Source organism: Shewanella holmiensis, assembly GCF_025370255.1.
GTDB lineage: Bacteria > Pseudomonadota > Gammaproteobacteria > Enterobacterales > Shewanellaceae > Shewanella > Shewanella holmiensis.
In genome coordinates this window covers 21939-40979 of sequence record NZ_JAMTCD010000028.1, presented here as the reverse complement: position 1 = coordinate 40979, position 19041 = coordinate 21939, and the positions used below count along the sequence as shown (strand labels likewise).

Here is a 19041-nt window from a genome sequence, read left to right as displayed (position 1 = left end):
AGAACCGGGAGGGTTTTTTAAATGAACAATAAAATCAATCGACAATTTAAGTTCAGTGCTATTGCATTAAGCTTGTCGATGTTAATTGCCCCAACAGCCTCTAGCCAAACGCTAGAACAAGCTGTTGCGCATACATTGGACACAAATCCAGAACTAAAAATTGTTTTTAATCGCTTTAAAGCACGAGAAGAACAAGTTAATCAGGCTATATCAGGTTATATGCCCACAGTAGATATTACTGCCGGATATGGCTGGGAACAAACTGATAGTCCCTCTTCTCGCAGAAAAGTACAGCCTCTAAATGATAATTTTGATGACGGGGTGATGGAGCTTGAACGCGGCGAGGCGGGATTTAGTATTAAACAAATGCTTTTTGATGGGTTCTATACCAGCAGTGAAGTTGATCGCTATTCATTCGAAGCCAGTGCAGAGCAATGGGCACTGATGGCTGCGGCTGAAGATATGGCATTAGATGTATCTAAAGTCTATTTAAATTATATTCGTGCAGAGCAGGTACTATTGCTTGCGGAAAAAAACTTGGCCAGTCATAAAGAAATTTTTGACCAAATCAAGCAACGTACTGACTCAGGTTTAGGCTCAATTGCTGACTTATCACAGATTACTGGTCGCTTGGCACGAGCTAATGCAAACGTTATTTCAGCAAAAAACAACCTACAGGATGCAAAAGCGCAATACATTCGTATTGTCGAAGTTGCACCTGATGATTTAATTCTGCCGGTTCCTGATGCAGAGATGCTGCCAAGCAGCCTATCTGAAAGCATTGAGTTAGCGTCATCAAGCCATCCTATTCTGAAATCATCAGAAAGTGACATAAATGCAGCAAAAGAAGAGCGTAATTCAGCCCAGTCAAATTACTATCCCAAGTTCAACCTTGAATTAAGTGGTAACTGGAACAATGATATCAGTGGTGAAGATGGTTATAGCCAACTCACCAGTCAAAATGTCAATGGTTATAATAACGATTTAGTTGCTATGGTGAGAATGCGCTATAACTTATTTGCTGGCGGTAAAGATCTCGCCCGTGATAAAGAGTCCGCTTACAAAATCAATGAAGCAAAAGAAATTCAACAACGCGCTAACCGTCAGGTTGTTGAAGGTGCCACATTAGCATGGAATGCTTATGAAATGCTGTCACCTCAAAAACTGTATATTCGCGATCATGTTATAGCATCAAAGCAAACCCAAGTAGCCTACTCTCAACAGTTTAATTTAGGACAGCGTACCTTACTTGATTTACTTGATACTGAAAATGAACTGTTTGAAGCCCGCAAGGACTACTTACAAACAGAATATGATGAAATTATTGCTCAATATCGAGTGTTAAATGCAACAGGTCGATTATTAGAATCTTTACGAGTAACCCGTCCTGATGTATGGAAAGGTGAGCGTAGCTATGAAGGAGGAGTCAAATAATGCGGTACTTCATTTTACTATTTGTTATGGCCCTAACTACTGCTTGTTCTATGAATGATATTATTGTTCAAGATCAAGTTACCAAACAGAAATTTGACTTGAGCGATCAAGATCGTGACGGTGTTATCGTTGCAAGAGAGCGTTGCGTTGGCACCCTTACGGGTTCTGATATTGATAATTATGGTTGTGGCGCAATTAAAAATATTGCAGAACGCCAAGAGCTGAAAATTCTATTTGCCAACAATTCTTATTACATTGAGCCTCAGTATTATCCGCAAATTGAAAAAATTGCGATAATGTTAAAGCAATACCCTGCTACCACCGTTGTGATTGAAGGTCATACAAGTAACAAAGGCAGTTACGAATTAAATTTGGCACTATCCCAGAATAGAGCTTCTGCGGTGACCGACGTATTAAGAGACACCTACGGTATAGATCAATCTCGTTTGAAAGCGATTGGTTATAGTTTCGATAGATTAATCGATGCCAGTGGTACCCCTGAAGCTGAGACAGTCAATCGCCGTGTAATCGCAGAAGTAACAGGCGAAGATACAGCTTCAGATTTAAAATGGAATATTTACACTGTTGATGAAGAAGTAAAATAAAGAGTAGTCAATGGACATGCCGCTTTTGAATCTGCAACGATTCAACAAGTCCATACAACAAAAGCGCTGCCACATTTTTATTGTGGCAGCCTTTTTAGCTGTATCTACACTTTACGCTGCGCCAACCCAACAACTGGATGCCAACAAAATAACCTCTACTCTCGCTAAACGTTATGGAGAACGTGCAGGATTAAGAGCAAAAGCGTGGTTTAAGGTTGTCGCAGAAGCTCAAAAATTACCGGAAAAACAACAACTCGAAAAGGTGAATCAATTTTTCAACCTGTTTCGATTTGTAGATGACATCGTGCTTTGGGGGGATTCTAATTATTGGGCAACGCCAATGGAATTTATTGGCGTAAATGGTGGAGACTGTGAAGACTTCTCGATTGCAAAATATTTTACCTTACTGCAACTTGGCATTCCGGAAGATAAATTACGCATCACCATGGTAAAAGCCACCTCGGTCAATCAATATCATATGGTATTAGCATATTATGAAACACCAGGTGCAATACCCCTAGTTTTAGATAATTTAGATACAAAAATAAAGCCTGCAACACAACGTGGTGACTTATTGCCAGTGTATAGCTTTAACGGTAAACAGTTATGGCTAAATAAAGAAAAAGGTCGTGGGGTGCTAGCTGGCTCATCATCTCGACTTGAAAAATGGAATGATTTAAAAAATCGCTTAGGTGTTGACCGCCTACGTCAACCCAAACTTAACATGGAGTAGTAAGCTCATGACCCTGTTTAGGCAGATTTATGCGTTACTTTTCGTACTATTCTCGCTCACAATAGCCAGTTTAGCCTACGTGCAATTTAACGAGACCCAAAGCTTTCTAACTAAGCAAATGGAGTCAGACCTCAATAATGCAAGTCATTCGCTCAGTTTGATGCTGGTTCCGGCTTTAGAGTCGGGTGATACCGTCGCCACTGAAACTTTGGTGAATGTGCTATTTGAAGGCGGTTATTACAAACAGATAAAATTGACCTGGTTAGTCGATGGTAAACAGCAAGTTTGGAATAATGCCATTAGAGTTCAAAATGTACCCCAGTGGTTTATTGACTTAGGCATATTCAAGCCAATTTCCAAAGAGAACGTAATCACTTCAGGTTGGTTACAACTCGCTAAAATTGAAATTACCGCACATCCTGGATTTGGTTATCATGAGATGTGGCGAATACTATCAAATACTGTGATTGTATTTGCGATACTATTTTTAGTGGCCATTTTATTTGCCCGCGTTGGTTTAAGCATCATATTAAAACCTTTACATGCACTTTCTGAACACGCGAAAAAAATTGCCAACCGTCAATTTGGGCCTGATATGCCCACGCCAAAAACAACCGAGTTAAAAGAATTAGTTCAAGCATTTAATAGCATGTCTAGTCAGTTAAAACAGGTTTTTAGCTCATTAGATGACGAAGTCTCAGCTTTACGTAAAAAGAATTTAGTCGACCAAGTATCCAACTTACCAAACCGTCAATACATGGTGAGCCGTATCAATGGCTGGTTAAGTGAACCTAATTCAGGCGCTTTATTTTTAGTGAAAATGGACTGGCTTGAAGATGTACATAGCCAATATGGTTATCAAGTTCGCGATGAAACCATTAAATTATTAGCTGAAAAATTACACCAAAGTTTAGACAGTGTTACACCATCAGTGATAGCACGCATCGCTGCCTATGAATTTGCATTTTTAGTTGAAGAAAGTGAACATGAGCAATTAGTCAGCTACTTGCAAAATCTCATTCGCACAGTGAATAAAGAAGTATCGAAAGCGGGTTGTAAACCTAATGAGCAGTTTAATATAGGTATTGCTGAACGTTCTGGACAAATGAATGTGTCAGACATTCTTGCACAAGCAGATAATGCCTTACAAAAATCGATTAAAGATAATAAAGTTTTTCATTGGTATGAGAATAACCAACAACAATTATTTAACCGTGACGAATGGCGCAATAAATTAACCTATGCAATTAAGAACAATCAGTTTCAATTCCGATGGCAACCTATTTTAGACAATGAAAGAAACACTCCTTGCCAAAGAGAATTGTACTGCCAACTTACGCTTGATGGAAAAGTGTTGCATGCAGGACAGTTTATGCCGTTTATCGAGATTCTATCACTCGGTACCATGTTAGACCGTTGCTTAATTGAGGCCGTTAACAAACACCATTTATTTGATCGTAATTATGAGCCTGTGGCCATTAATTTAACTTATCAAAGTATCAGCGATCGCGACTTCCACTCATGGATTAAGCATTTTCTCAGAAATCATAAAACACCAGAGCGTATTTGTTTCGAGATCCCTGAAGCCAGTGTTTATAGCGATTTAAGTGCCTGTGAGCATCTGTGTGACATTATTCGTGACAGTGGCGCACATTTTGGTATCGATCATTTTGGACGCCAATTTGGCTCTATGGCTTATTTACAAAATCTGCGCCCAAGTTATGTCAAACTGGATCAATCGTTTGCCTTTATCGAAGAGAACCAACACAACAGCGAGCTATGTCGTGCACTCGTCAACGTGGCTAAAGGCTTAGATATTCAGGTCATTGTGACAGGTATTCAAGAGCCGGAACAATTAGCAAGATTCAGTGATCTACGCCTCGATGCATATCAAGGGTTTATTGAGCCTCCAGTGGATATTAAACTCGAATAAAACAGCGGGTTATAAACCACACAAACAAAAAAACCAGTAGCTTTCTACTGGTTTTTTTATTGAAATTACACGATACATTAATCGTCTAGGTTATCACCCATTTCATCATAATCATCGTCGCCATCATCGGTATCATCGGGATCATCAAAGTCATCGATATCAACATCAGATGATTCATCTGGCTCTGGTGCTGGCTTGACTTTTTTCGGCGGCGCTGTATCTGGTACTTTAGACAAGTCGATACGAGCCTGATGTTTCACCATAAATTCAGCACGAACCGCTTTCCAAGCATCACCAAACTGCTCTAAAGCCGCTTTAACTTGGGCATCATCAAGATCATGTAGATTCACCTTAACGATATCTTCCACATACTCCACAATGATGTTGCGCACTGTGTTGTATAAATAAACACGCCCTTTAGACGCTTCAGGTAATTGGCCATCATGAAAGACAATAGTGTTACCTCTTGCCGTTCTTAACTCACCTACCCATAATTGTTTCTTTGCCATGTTATACATATATGCTAACGCCCTTAAATCAACACATATACTTAAAAAGATATGTTATATGAGCTTTAAAAACTAAAGCTTTGCTTAATATTATTAAGCTTTAATAATGTGGGTATTTAAACAGAAAATTGCAGAGAATCAATGCCTAAATAGGTGAAATTTTCAATTTTTTGCCAAAAAAGCACAAAATAACTCATCATGGATACAAATCAGCCAATCCTCGGCTAAGCAAGGGCTAGTGTGAATCGATAGTCCGCTTAGCCCTTGGTGTCTAAACCACGCTTGAGTTTGATCAAATGCAAGTATTACGCTTAAAAATTGGCGTGGTTTTGTCAAAAAATTAACTCAACAAACATTTGATAAATGCAGATTAGCTTAAATTTATTATGCTTCAAGTTTTTTATGACTTTTTTTCATGTCATTTTTTAATTGCTTATATTTAAAATGATTTTACCTTTATGTAAACCCGACTCCATATGTTGATGCGCCGCGACCACCTCATCAAACAAAAACACTTTATCAATCGCAATATTTAATTTACCAGCATCAAGTAGCGGCCAAACATGTTGACGAAGTTCACTGGCAATTTTCGCTTTTGCAGCCACACTCTGCGGTCGTAGCGTTGAGCCAGTCCACACGATACGTTTAGCCATTATCCTAAATATATCGACTGTCGCTTTAGGGCCTCTTTGCATTGCGATAGACACCATGCGGCCATCCATTGCTAGCACCTTAAGGTTTTCATTAATAAAATCACCTCCAGCGATATCGACCACGACATTAACGCCAACATTATCGGTTAATGTTAAGATCGGCTCGACAAAAGACTCCTCATGGTAATTAAGAGCAAATGATGCCCCCTGGCTTAAGCAAAATTGGCGCTTTTCTTCAGACCCTGAGGTGGCAAAAACTTTGGCTCCTAATTGGCTAGCGAGCTGAATTGCCGTACTCCCTATACCACCCGAACCACCATGCACTAAAACCGTTTCGCCCGCCTTTAAACCCGCTCGCATAAACACATTACCCCACACGGTAAAAAATGTTTCAGGCAGCCCAGCAGCTTGAATAAAACTCCAACCATTGGGAATAGGTAAACAATGAGCCGCGAATGTATTAACGGCTTCTGCATACCCACCTCCCGGCACCAAAGCACAAACAGGGTCCCCCACTTGCCATTGCAAGACATCATCAGCAACAGCAATAATCACCCCAGCGACTTCTAAACCAAGAATAGGGCTAGCGCTTTCTGGCGGAGGATAAGCCCCCATGCGTTGCTTTATATCAGGCCCATTAACGCCTGCCGCGTGGACTTTTATACGTACCTGCCCTGGTTGTAAATAAGCAAGTTTTCCTTCAGAGAATTGCATTACATTTGCATCACCAGGCTGTTCAAAAACAACCTGTCTAACCGTGTCATGATTAAGCATATTGCACCTATTTCTAGTTAAATTTAATCAACAAAAAAATGAATCAAATACAGCATTATAGTGACGACAACATCAAAAAAAATCACAACATTTAGTGATTTACTCCAAAGATAGTAACATCCATAAGCGAAATATATTGCGGTATAACAGTAAATCCTTAATGATAGCTACGCCATACCACATGCTAGAGGAACCCATGCTTAGAATTTTTATGATAGTGACTGTGATGACGTTATGCAGTTTCACTGTATCAGCAAGGAATATCCATGTGGCTTCAGATGTATGGTGCCCTTATGTTTGCGATACTCAGCCAGGTTATCTGGTCGAAATTATGCAACGCGCTTTTGAATCCCAAGGTGATAAAGTCATTTTTACCCAAATGCCATTCAAAAGAGCGCTGAAAGAAGCGCAAGTCGGCAATATTGATGCGGTATTAGCCATCACTGCAACCGTCGCAGCAGCTAATCAATTATTAATAGATGATACTGAGGTGGGGTATGTCAGCAATGACTTTTTCGTGGTCAAAAACAATTCTTGGGCTTATCACCAACTCAGCGATCTCAATCAGCAATCTATCGCAGTAATTAAAGGCTATGATTATGGCGACGTATTGGAGCCATATTTACAGCAGCATAAAGCGCTTTTTCTTGCATCAGGTGAAGACCCTCTTTCAATGAATATTATTAGATTAATAAAAGGTCGACATAAGGTCATTGTGGATAATAGACATGTGATCGAATATACCGCAAAACAACTGGGGCTGATTGATAAAATTCAATACGCAGGTTCGATGCCTGACAAGCAACCTCTGTATATCGGTTTTCATGCACGCCAAACAGCCGCCATCGCAAGATTCGCCCTTGGCGTGATAGCACTAAAACAATCAGGGGAGTATCAGCAAATTCTCGATAAATACCAGTCACTGTAAATAGCGACTCAATTGAGTTGAAAAAAGCGCTCAACCTCATTTTTATAAATGCGATGAACTTACCCTAAACCGTTATTGACAGATAATCTTATCCAATTGTGCTTTACAGGCCTTTACCACAGTCTCAGGTTCCACAGAGCTGGCTTTACCGCTACCTTCTAAAATTAGACTATCACCCAATGGCTGCCAAAGTTTAAAATCACTCGCCATTACAGCTACTTGCGGCACCCCCATACTAACAGCAAGATGGGCAGTGGCGGTATCGACACTAAAACAAAAATCACATTCAGCCATTAACGCAGGTAATTGGAAAAAATTATCCAAAGCGGTAAAAACGGTTATAGGTAAGGCACTCAAATTTTTATCGGTACTTACATCCTGTTGTACCGTTGCTAATTGATTCGGAGGGGTATTGATGATGAACACCAATTGAGGATATTGCTGTGCTAGCTGCAATATCACCGTTTTTAATTGAGGCCAAGGATAATCTTTTTTCGCAGCGGTTGAGAGATGATTAATAAAACACACCCGTTTTGAAGTATCGCCTTGAGTTAAGGCTGTAATAATCTGTTTAGCTTGCTCTGTAAACTGGGCTTCAGGTTGGATCATTAACTGAGTATAGCCAGACACTAAATCGGTAGATTTAAGGCCTAACAAGCGCTCAAAACACTCCGCATATAACTCAGTAATATGTTGGGTGGAATCAGCAATATCGTCGTAACTAATTACGCCATCTAATTTATTAAAGTATAACCACTTAGTTAAAAAATTAATCCCGCTAGATGTCGCAACAACCCACCCCTTAGGGGATATTTGTCTGGCCAACTTGGCATATTGTGCTGCACGATTTTTACCAACAAACACGACTACATCGTAATCTTGATGTTGTGCTTTAGTCATAAACTGTTCACGTTGGGCAATATTCGACACGATAGGGTAAACATCACCAAAGTCACCAATGGCATCAATCCATTCGGTTAAAATCTGATTACGGCCACTGGCCCATTCATGTGGTCTTCTACGGCAATCATCAAACCAAATATCAATGGTTAAGTGTGGATATTTGGCTTTTAACGCCGATAACCACACGCCTTGATAAACAAAGTCACCAATAGCCAAATGAGTCATATAAAGCACTCGCTTGGCATCTAGAAGCTGCTGATGGCTGACTAATCCGTTCACAATATTCCTTACTTCAAACTATTTTTAAATTGGTTAAAATGTTTGTCTAATGATGGTGTGGCTAACATGCGTTTAAACGCGCGGGTCCAATTTAAACGTAACTTAGTTAATTTGCGTTGTTTCATCTTCTCTAACCCACCATGTGGGTTAATATCTGAAAGACCATCTAAATCCACGGAAACGCAGTAAGGCATTAACCCAAATGGATAGATACCCAGTGACCACCAAGACTTAATGTGGCCATCTACAGGCTCTAAAATATAAGGCATGTGCTTCAGTAATGACCTTGCGCCTTGTTTACTCACTACCTGAGCAACCGCACTAATCGGGAACTTATGGTAACTCACAAATTGATGCCCTTGGTAATCAAATGAGTCTCTAATATTGCTACCACCGCCACGTCGCAGTGGATACAACTTAATAAAGTCCCAATTTGCATGCGGTAAATTGGCCATTAAGTTAACTACATCGGCAAAGTTATCTTCAAGGCCAATGTCATCTTCCAATACAAATGCAAAATCTAAATCATCATCCAGAATTTTTTGCCAAGCGCGTTTATGGCTTAACGAGCAACCAATCTCGCCTTTCCCTAGCGCTCTATGGTAACTTTTTTCCGCTAGTACTTTAGGAGATACAGCCTCTATATCATCAGCGCTAAGTAAACCGCCATCAACACCTTCAATGCGCTCAAAAGGAATACCAAGCTGTGCTAACTGAGTCGATATAGCAGTTAAACGCTGAGGTGAACGCGCAAGGTTAATAACAAACACTTTGTATTTAAGCAAAAATCATCACTCCAAATAAATTGATGAACACTGTAAATTATCTGCAATTATATTGTGACAAACTTTTTGGCCAAATAATCCACCATTGTTCTAGGCAGCTTGTAACGTTTGTGGGCTTTATTAATGAAAAGTTCCCATCCACTACGCTTAATATCGGCCAATGTGTCTGCTGCGATCAATCCTTTATTTAACTCGCAAAAGTCATTCACAAATCTCACTTCACGTTTCAATGAAGAATTGGTATAGCCTCGACCAGCGTAATGAATGAAGCTCGCATCACGATAGCCCTCTGCGCCTAACACATCCATACGATTGAATTCTGCATCAATACTTTGATGCTTTAACCCATCACGCTGAATAAGGTAATTGATATAGGTTTGCTCATAGTACTTAATGTGATTACACACCTGTTGTAAATCTTCTAAATTAGCAATGTCGAATAATTTGCTTTTGTTTGAAATAAGCATGCAGCCCAAATTGAAATAAACTGGGCGACCATTTACTTGAGGCCAGTTTTCAACCGGCCCTTTTATAGCAAAGATTTTATCTAAAACAGGTTGGCGCTCGAGTAATGCACCTTCATTGAACATATAAATGGTTTCTAAATCATCATATTGTTCAAATATGTTTTTCGCATGCGGCGTAATAATAATATCCGCATCCACATATAACACTCTATCGTATTGTTTCAGTAGCTCTTTAATGTACAGCTTCTCGGTCCAGGCAGGACTCGCGGTATGCTGAGGATTTTCTATGTTGATGGGATAGTGAAATTGATCTGAGACAATTAAATCTGCACCCACTTTTTCAGCATATAACTTAAAACCTAGCAATGCTGCGTTATACATTGGATTAGTATCACCAATTGCCAATGTAAAAATAGCCTTTTTCATTTATTGTTCCACTTTACATTAAAGAGTTAAAAACAGGTTACTGACCAATAAAGTGTTGTGCTTTCAACCAGTCTAGATATTCAGGAACAGCCTGCTCAACGGTCTTAAACTCATGGTGACAGCCAACCTTTCTTAATTGAGTTAAATCAGCTTGCGTGTAGCTTTGATAAGCACCTTTAAGCTTATCTGGAAACGGAATATATTCGATGTGCCCTTTACCATGATATTGAATCACCGCATTCGCCACATCATTAAAGCTTTGAGCCTTACCCGTACCACAATTGAAAATGCCGGAGACTGTCGCATTTTTCCATAGCCATAAATTCACTTTTACCACATCTTCTACGTAAACAAAGTCACGTAATTGTTGACCATTTTCATAGCCATCTACACCTTCAAACAAACGACATAAGCCATTGGCATTAATTTGATTGTTAAAGTGGAATGCCACGCTCGCCATACCGCCTTTATGCTGCTCGCGGGGGCCATAAACGTTAAAGTATCTCAGTCCTGCAACCTGGGTAGTTAATGTTTGCTGACGGACATATTGATCAAATAAGAATTTAGAATATGCGTACACATTTAACGGCTTTTCTAGCTCACGTTTTTCGACAAACGTTTCACTGCCGCCATAAACTGAAGCCGAAGAAGCATAAATAAATTGCACTTTATTGGCCTGGCAAAAATGCAGTAAGGTTTTAGAGTATTCAAAGTTATTCTCCATCATAAACTTGCCATCCCACTCTGTGGTAGATGAGCAAGCACCTTGATGAAAGATAACCTCGATTTCATAGTCAAGTTGACCCAATTTTATCTGTTCAAGAAAAGCATCTTTATCTAAATAATCCGCAATTTCACAATCAGCTAAATTAAACATTTTTGTGCCATCGGTCAGATCATCAACAGCGATAATGTCATTGCGACCTAATTGATTTAATGTCTTAACTAAGTTACTGCCAATAAAGCCTGCGGCTCCAGTAATTACGATCATAATATTGCTTCCACTAGGTTGGATTTATATTGTTTACAACACCATTCAAATTACACTTGCTCAGCATAATGCTGGTTTAAAAAGGCGCTAATTTCACTTGCCGCGTGATCCACATCAACCAAGGCCATATTTCGCCCCTTTCGCCCCACAGGCGGAGTGAATGCTAAACGTTTAGCAGGTTCTGTTAATGTCTGCCATTTCAACTTTGGTGCAGAGCGTCGACCTGCATAAAAACCAACAGTTGGCACATTATGTAACCCAGCAATGTGCAGAGGGCCGGTTGAGCCTGCAATAAACATATCTGCAGCCACAATCGAACGGGCAAAATCAGCCAAGCTTTTCAATGGTGTGGCTAATTCAACTTTGATATTGGTCTTAACCAGTAATGATTGAATGCTAAGCGCCAGCGCTTTTTCATCACCACTGTAGGTTAATATGAAACGACAATCTAAATCTGTGCGCTGATCAATCTTTGTTATCAACTCAGCAAAATGTGCTTCTGGCAAACTTCCTGAAGAACCGCCAGTACCTGGATGAATAAAAATCAGTTTTTCATCATTTTGCTGTTGATAGTACTTACGCCACTGTTCACGCTCAGAGGTCACATCCCACAACTGAGAAGGCAGTTCTGGAATGGTAACTTGATGGTTAAGTAAAAACTGCTCGGCTAACATGTAACTGCCACGCCAACAGGGTTCGCCTTTTTTATATTTCGTATTCGCTCGATGAGGATATAGGTATCGAAACCAACCATGATTAGGCGCAATTTTGTATGGGATATCAGCTTTACTGACTAAATTGTAAATTCGGAAATCGGAGTGAGATACGATAACCGCATCGTAACGATTGGCTTTAATTTGCTCAACTAACTGCGCGTCATCACCAGTATCAACGACGACATCATCAATGTATGGGCACGTCAATGCGAAGCTTTTCATTACAGGAGCAACGAAAACCTCAATGCGCGTGTTGGGTAATGCTTTTTTCAATATATAAAAAGCAGGCCATGTGAGAATAAAATCCCCTATTTTGTCATGGCGAATGAACAGAATTTTTTCCATCACTATCTTCTTTTTAAGATTGCCCAATAATCTCAGCTGAGTTTACCAGAGCCTGCATACAAAAGAGAATTAACCCACTCTTTTATATCAACATACAAAAATTAAAAAGACCTGCAAGCAGGTCTTAGATTTCATTAACTTGCGTTAAGTTACTGTAACGATATCCTAGAACGGAATGTCGTCATCCCAGCCTTCATCTAAATCTGGGGTAAAGTTTTGCGCAGGTTGAGGCGCTGGACGCTGAGCGGGTGCCGCATTTTGTTGAGGCTGATAATTACCTTGTGGCGCCTGTGGTTTAGGAGCATAAGCAGGCTGTTGAGGCGCTGGCTTATTCGGTTGTGCATAACCACCTTGAACGGGTGCTTGCTGATAGCTACCTTGTGGAACACCTTGGTTTACACCACCTTGATTATACTGAGGCTGCGCAACTGGACGAGCCGCTTGAGGGGCGCGTTGTTGAGGAGCTTGATCATATTGACTGTTATCTTGGCCTGCACCGCTGTTGCGGCTATCAAGCATTTGCATTTCCATTGCATTAATTTCAGTTTTGTAACGGTCTTGCCCCGTCGTTTGATCTTGCCACTTGCTGGTTTGCAACTTGCCTTCTAAATAGACTTTCGAGCCTTTTTTAAGGTACTCACCAGCCACTTCAGCTAAACGACGATACATGACAATGTTATGCCATTCGGTACGCTCTTGAAGTTGGCCTTGCTGGTCTTTCCAAGACTCACTTGTCGCAACAGTAAAATTGGCAACGGCATTACCGTTTGGCATGTAACGTACCTCAGGATCTTTACCTAAGTTACCCACTAAAATGACTTTATTCACACCACGACTGGCCATTGAAATCTCCTGCGATTATCTTTTCTATACACTTATTCGGTTGATCAAAATGATCTAATTAACAGAGCCTAACACAGCTCTGGCTTCGCTTAAATTGAAATCGTCATTCACCTTTAAATAGGCGACTTTATCCTCTAATACCACTATAGCTTCAGCCACACCCGTTAGCTGTGACAACTGAGAGGCCATGGTTTGAGCATGAGGTTTATCTTTTATATTTGCTTCAAGCGTATAGCTTTTTAGCAGCACTGGCTTGGCCATGCCAAAGGTCAGTAATAACCATAAGGTCATTAATCCCAGTGAGACGAAAAAGACCCCAGAGGCGCCGACTAACTGATACGCGCCACCACCTAACATGCCACCACAAAATGCACCTAAAAACTGGCTGGTAGAATACACCCCCATTGCTGAACCTTTATCGCCAACAGGGCAAAACTTTGCAATCAAACTCGGTAACGATGCTTCAAGGTAATTAAACCCAGTGAAAAAGAACAGCACTGCGCCGCTCAACACCCAAATATTGTCAGCAAAAATACCCATAGCCCCCAGCGAGGCCATCATCAACAACAATGAAATTTGAAACATGGTTTTAGTATTGTTTTTCTTCACGCCGATGATAATCAAAGGCACCATCAGGAAAAACGCGCCAACAAAAGCCGGAAAGTATAACATCCAATGCTTTTCTTTTACTAAGCCCGCATCGACTAAATCTAAAGGTAATGCCACAAACACCGCGGTTAAGACTAAATGCAAAATAAAAATACCGGCATCTAAACGAAATAATTGTGGATCCATTAACATTTTTTTCAATTTAGCGGGAGTCGCTAAAGTGTCGCCTTTTGGCGCTTGACTGATAGGATTAGGCACAAAAAACTGCACAATTAGCATTCCTAGTACAGCTAAAGCCGCAGTCAGTAAAAATAACCCTGTTAAACCAACATATTGAGCAACAACAGGGCCAACGAGCAAAGATAATGCAAACGAAAACCCGATACACATCCCAATAACAGCCATAACCTTGGTACGCTGTTCATCACGGGTTAAATCGGCAGCAAGCGCTAACACCGCTGCGGCTATAGCCCCCATGCCTTGCACTGCTCGGCCAAACACTACGCCATAAATATGATCAGAAGACGCGGCAATTAAACTACCAATGGCAAACAATACCAGCCCCGCCATGATAATGGGTTTACGGCCATACTTGTCAGACAATATGCCCATGGGTATTTGTAAAATGGCTTGGGTAAGCCCGTAAGCACCAATGGCGATACCGACCCAAAGAGGTGAGAAACCTTCAAGGTGTTGTCCATATAACGCAAAAACAGGCATGATCATGAATAGCCCCATCATGCGTAAGCCAAACACACTGGCTAACGAAAATGCGACTTTTTTTTCCATGCCCGACAGTCCATTACTGGCCATTCATCTACCCTTTTACCAATTCAATGAGTCGCGCATATTACCATAGCCTGAATCAGTTGCTCAAAAGGAAATCACAGTTTATGAATTTAAGCTTAATTAAACTTTTTTTAGGCTTTCATCGTAGAGCATTACCGAGTAGGAAATAGTGATGATTGACTAAACAGGTCTCAGTTAATGTGCGATACTGAAACCCATTTTGCCCCATAGCGAACATAGAGCGATTAGATGGACAATATTGAAATCCGCGGTGCCCGAACCCACAATCTTAAAAACATCAATTTGACGATCCCAAGAGATAAACTGATAGTTATCACAGGATTGTCTGGTTCAGGCAAGTCTTCACTCGCTTTTGATACCCTCTATGCAGAAGGGCAACGTCGTTACGTTGAATCTTTATCCTCCTATGCGCGACAGTTTTTAAGTTTGATGGAAAAGCCTGATGTTGATCATATAGAAGGCTTAAGTCCAGCTATTTCAATTGAACAAAAATCAACCTCACATAACCCTCGCTCTACCGTTGGCACAGTGACCGAAATATACGATTACCTGCGCTTATTGTTTGCGCGAGTAGGTGAACCACGGTGTCCGACTCATGGTCAACCACTATCGGCACAAACCGTCAGCCAAATGGTTGATAAAGTATTAGCTTTGCCAGAAAACAGCCGCCAAATGTTACTTGCCCCAGTGATTAACGATCGTAAAGGCGAGCATGTAAAACTACTCGAAAGCTTATCGGCCCAAGGCTATATTCGTGCCCGAATTGATGGCGAAGTGTGTGATTTAACCGATCCCCCAACACTCGACTTACACGTGAAGCACACCATTGAAGTTGTGGTTGATCGCTTTAAAGTGCGAGAAGATTTAAAACAGCGTTTGGCTGAATCCTTTGAAACCGCATTAGAGCTATCTGGCGGTATCGCAAAAATTGCTTCAATGGAAGACAGTAGCACTGAGGAGCTGATTTTCTCTGCCAACTTTGCTTGCCCCCATTGCGGCTACTCCATGACAGAGCTAGAACCGCGGATTTTCTCATTTAACAATCCAGCAGGTGCATGCCAAACCTGTGATGGCTTGGGTGTTCAGCAGTTTTTTGATCCTGAAAGAGTGATAAGCAATGGCGAACTGTCTCTAGCTGGCGGGGCGATTAGAGGCTGGGACAGAAGAAACTTCTATTACTTTCAAATGCTCAGTTCACTGGCCGAGCATTACAAATTTGATGTCGAAACCCCATTTGAGCAATTAAGCGACAAAGTTAAAAAGTTAGTGCTATTTGGGTCTGGCAAACAAAACATTGCCTTCAAATACATTAACGACCGTGGTGATGTGGTGGTTCGCAACCATCCGTTTGAAGGTATTTTGAACAATATGGATCGTCGCTATCGCGAAACCGAGAGTAATTCGGTACGTGAAGAGCTCTCTAAATTTATTAATATGCAGCCATGCAACAGTTGTGAAGGCTCACGTTTACGTGAAGAGGCCCGCAATGTGTTTATTGGTGATTTAAATTTACCGCAACTGACAACCTGGTCAATTGGTGAAGCAAAAAGCTATTTCGCCGAGCTCACTTTTGAAGGTCAACGCGCTCAAATCGCCGATAAAATTTTAAAAGAAATTGGTGAGCGTTTAGGATTTTTGGTTAATGTTGGTCTGAATTATTTAAGTTTATCGCGCTCAGCCGACACGCTATCAGGCGGTGAAGCGCAACGTATTCGCCTTGCTAGCCAAATTGGCGCCGGATTAGTAGGGGTAATGTACGTATTAGATGAGCCTTCTATCGGTTTACACCAGCGTGACAATGAGCGATTACTCAACACCCTTATTCACCTGCGTGACCTAGGTAATACCGTCATTGTGGTGGAGCATGATGAAGATGCGATACGCATGGCAGACCATGTTATTGATATCGGCCCTGGTGCAGGTGTGCATGGCGGCGAAATTATTGCACAAGGTACTTTAAGCGATATTCTTGACTGTGAAGTGTCGGTTACAGGCCAATACCTTTCAGGTAAAAAACAAATTCATATTAGCGACCAACGCACCCCAATAGATCCCAAAAAAGTGATTGAGTTATTCGGCGCAACAGGAAATAACCTACAAAATGTCGACTTAACTATTCCCGTTGGCTTATTAACCTGCGTGACGGGTGTTTCTGGCTCAGGTAAATCAACCCTGATTAACGATACCTTTTTCAAAATTGCTCATCGTATGCTCAATGGTGCCACTGTAGACGAACCTGCACCTTACAAAGAAATAAAAGGCATGGATCACTGCGATAAAGTCGTGGATATAGATCAAAGCCCAATTGGCAGAACACCACGTTCTAACCCAGCCACTTACACAGGCATTTTCACCCCTGTACGTGAAATATTTGCAGGCACCCAGGAAGCACGCACACGCGGTTATTTAGTCGGCCGCTTCTCATTCAACGTTAAAGGTGGCCGTTGTGAAGCTTGTCAGGGGGATGGGTTAATTAAAGTAGAGATGCACTTTTTACCTGATGTTTATGTGCCTTGTGATGCCTGTAAAGGCAAGCGCTATAACCGTGAAACCTTAGAAGTAAAATACAAAGGTAAAAACATTCACGAAGTGCTGCAAATGACCATAGAAGAAGCGCGCGTGTTTTTCGATGCCATTCCCGCCATTGCGCGCAAACTGCAAACCTTAATGGATGTCGGTTTATCTTATATTCGCTTAGGACAAAGCGCGACCACTTTATCTGGTGGTGAAGCACAACGGGTTAAGTTGGCTAAAGAATTATCTAAACGCGATACCGGTAAAACCCTGTACATTCTGGACGAACCCACTACGGGGCTGCATTTTGCCGATATTCAACTATTGTTAGATGTGTTGCATCGTCTCAAGTCTCATGGCAATACCATAGTCGTGATTGAACATAATTTAGATGTGATTCAAACAGCGGATTGGATTATCGATTTAGGCCCTGAAGGCGGTTCAGGCGGCGGGACTATTTTAGTAGCTGGAAGCCCTGAAGATGTGGCTAACCACCCCACGTCCCATACGGCACGCTTTTTAAAACCCATGTTGGCTTTGCACAAACAACGTGCAGCAAAACAGAACTCGGGCGCTAACCCAGCCGCTAAAAAAACTGTGAAAAAGACTGTAAAAAAAACCACTTAATCAATTAACGCGCCAAAGGACAAATATGATCACACTAGGCGCATTCATAAAAACACTCAGTGGCACAAAAATAAACACGCCTAAAGGGGCTATATTATGTAGCCTCGCCTTGGTATTCATGCTGAGCAGCTGTGCCAATAAAGATAGCATTGATTGTCATATGCCGTTACAACATCAATGGGCAAATAGCGCACACATTATTGATGATATCCGTACCCTTAGCTCTGCTGAATTTGCCGGTAGAAAAACCGGTAGCGAGGGTGCGATATTGAGTCAAAATTATCTAGAACAACGTTTTACTGCCCTGGGTTTACAGCCATGGCAATCGACTTTCAAAGTCCCGTTTACCTACAAGTATCAATTTAGTCAGCAACTAGGTGTGAATATTGTTGGCATTATTCCTAGCCGCACGCCTTCAAACCGCTGGCGCATTATCACGGCACATTATGATCATCTTGGTCATCAAGGTAAGCGTACCTTTCATGGCGCCGACGATAATGCTTCTGGTGTCGCAGGCTTATTGGCTATCGCCGAGCAATGGCAACATACTGGGCTAGCTGAAGTTAATTTGATGCTGGTTGCCACCGATGCAGAAGAACAAGGCTTGTATGGCAGTTATGGACTGGTCGAGCAAATACAAATGCATCCCGAGATGCAAATTGAATTAGCAATGAATCTGGACATGATTGGTCACCCTTCACGTCCCCGAGCGATATACATAGAAGGCGAACAGAACTTTGTTGATTTTGAACAAATCAAAACGGATCTCACTAACAAACATCAATTATGTATTCGTTTAAGTTATGCAAAAAATAGCGCTACAGGAATAAAACGGATGAACTGGTTAAAAGCATCCGATCACTACCCGTTTCATCAAGCTGGCATACCCTGGATTTACTTTGGCGTGCCGCCACATAATCAATATCACACCGTAGATGACACTATCGACACACTAAAAATTGACTTTTTAGCCAGTGTGACCGAAATGGCCTACAGCTTTATCAGCCAACCTCAAATCGAAATTAACCCACAATAACATCAGTTACAGGGTAAATAACTTACAAGACAAGGCAAAAATCAGGCCACATTTAAATATATATCACATTTTCTATAGTCAAATCACAGAACCACTGCTATAATATCGCCCTTTCGGCGCG

At 41.2% G+C, this 19041-nt stretch carries 16 protein-coding genes; 7 read left to right on the top strand and 9 right to left on the bottom strand.

Annotated elements, in window-relative coordinates; translation table 11 throughout:
• Positions 1-21 precede the first annotated feature (21 nt).
• From NE535_RS16500 to NE535_RS16485, 4 genes are read left to right on the top strand one after another with little or no spacing between them, the layout of a single operon-like run.
• On the top strand, positions 22-1434 hold the full coding sequence (locus NE535_RS16500) for a TolC family outer membrane protein (RefSeq protein ID WP_261299697.1): 1413 nt from the start codon (positions 22-24) through the stop codon (positions 1432-1434).
• Entirely contained in the window at positions 1434-2039 is a 606-nt protein-coding gene (locus NE535_RS16495; protein WP_261299696.1) for an OmpA family protein, read from the top strand. Before NE535_RS16500 ends, NE535_RS16495 begins: the two co-directional genes overlap by 1 nt.
• Positions 2040-2049: 10 nt before the next feature.
• Positions 2050-2772: a transglutaminase-like cysteine peptidase gene (locus tag NE535_RS16490; protein WP_425347469.1), complete on the top strand. Its 723-nt coding sequence runs from the start codon at positions 2050-2052 to the stop codon at positions 2770-2772.
• A 7-nt stretch (positions 2773-2779) separates the two neighbouring features.
• Positions 2780-4705, top strand: a complete 1926-nt coding sequence (locus NE535_RS16485) for a bifunctional diguanylate cyclase/phosphodiesterase (protein ID WP_261299695.1) — start codon at positions 2780-2782, stop codon at positions 4703-4705.
• A gap of 77 nt (positions 4706-4782) precedes the next feature.
• Here the strand turns inward: NE535_RS16485 and NE535_RS16480 are convergent, their stop codons facing one another.
• Both NE535_RS16480 and NE535_RS16475 read right to left on the bottom strand, forming a co-directional pair.
• A complete protein-coding gene (locus NE535_RS16480) occupies positions 4783-5223 on the bottom strand; it encodes a hypothetical protein (protein WP_261299694.1) in 441 nt (146 codons plus the stop codon).
• 416 nt (positions 5224-5639) lie between these two features.
• Positions 5640-6641: an NAD(P)H-quinone oxidoreductase gene (locus NE535_RS16475; RefSeq protein ID WP_261299693.1), complete on the bottom strand. Its 1002-nt coding sequence runs from the start codon at positions 6639-6641 to the stop codon at positions 5640-5642.
• A gap of 268 nt (positions 6642-6909) precedes the next feature.
• Here NE535_RS16475 and NE535_RS16470 point away from each other — a divergent pair, with 268 nt between their 5' ends.
• Entirely contained in the window at positions 6910-7569 is a 660-nt protein-coding gene (locus tag NE535_RS16470) for a substrate-binding periplasmic protein (RefSeq protein ID WP_261299692.1), read from the top strand.
• A 72-nt stretch (positions 7570-7641) separates the two neighbouring features.
• Here NE535_RS16470 and NE535_RS16465 read toward each other — a convergent pair whose 3' ends face one another.
• The 7 genes from NE535_RS16465 to NE535_RS16435 all read right to left on the bottom strand — a co-directional run bounded on the left by NE535_RS16465 (position 7642) and on the right by NE535_RS16435 (position 14746).
• The gene (locus NE535_RS16465; protein WP_261299691.1) at positions 7642-8751 is read right to left on the bottom strand and encodes a glycosyltransferase family 9 protein; all 1110 of its coding nucleotides are present in this window, start codon (positions 8749-8751) and stop codon (positions 7642-7644) included.
• 8 nt (positions 8752-8759) lie between these two features.
• Positions 8760-9536, bottom strand: a complete 777-nt coding sequence (locus NE535_RS16460; protein ID WP_261299690.1) for a glycosyltransferase family 25 protein — start codon at positions 9534-9536, stop codon at positions 8760-8762.
• Positions 9537-9583: 47 nt separating this feature from the next.
• Entirely contained in the window at positions 9584-10429 is an 846-nt protein-coding gene (locus NE535_RS16455; RefSeq protein WP_261299689.1) for a glycosyltransferase, read from the bottom strand.
• Positions 10430-10466: 37 nt separating this feature from the next.
• The gene (rfaD, locus tag NE535_RS16450) at positions 10467-11420 is read right to left on the bottom strand and encodes an ADP-glyceromanno-heptose 6-epimerase (protein ID WP_261299688.1); all 954 of its coding nucleotides are present in this window, start codon (positions 11418-11420) and stop codon (positions 10467-10469) included.
• A 50-nt stretch (positions 11421-11470) separates the two neighbouring features.
• Positions 11471-12481 (bottom strand): glycosyltransferase family 9 protein, encoded by a 1011-nt coding sequence (locus NE535_RS16445; RefSeq protein ID WP_261299687.1) that lies wholly within the window; start codon positions 12479-12481, stop codon positions 11471-11473.
• A gap of 165 nt (positions 12482-12646) precedes the next feature.
• Positions 12647-13324, bottom strand: a complete 678-nt coding sequence (locus NE535_RS16440) for a single-stranded DNA-binding protein (protein WP_261299686.1) — start codon at positions 13322-13324, stop codon at positions 12647-12649.
• 54 nt (positions 13325-13378) lie between these two features.
• Positions 13379-14746: an MFS transporter gene (locus tag NE535_RS16435; protein WP_261299685.1), complete on the bottom strand. Its 1368-nt coding sequence runs from the start codon at positions 14744-14746 to the stop codon at positions 13379-13381.
• A 225-nt stretch (positions 14747-14971) separates the two neighbouring features.
• Between NE535_RS16435 and uvrA the strand changes: the two genes are divergently transcribed.
• Both uvrA and NE535_RS16425 read left to right on the top strand, forming a co-directional pair.
• Positions 14972-17884, top strand: a complete 2913-nt coding sequence (gene uvrA / locus NE535_RS16430) for an excinuclease ABC subunit UvrA (protein ID WP_261299684.1) — start codon at positions 14972-14974, stop codon at positions 17882-17884.
• A gap of 25 nt (positions 17885-17909) precedes the next feature.
• Positions 17910-18920, top strand: a complete 1011-nt coding sequence (locus NE535_RS16425) for a M20/M25/M40 family metallo-hydrolase (RefSeq protein WP_261299683.1) — start codon at positions 17910-17912, stop codon at positions 18918-18920.
• Positions 18921-19041: the final 121 nt, after the last annotated feature.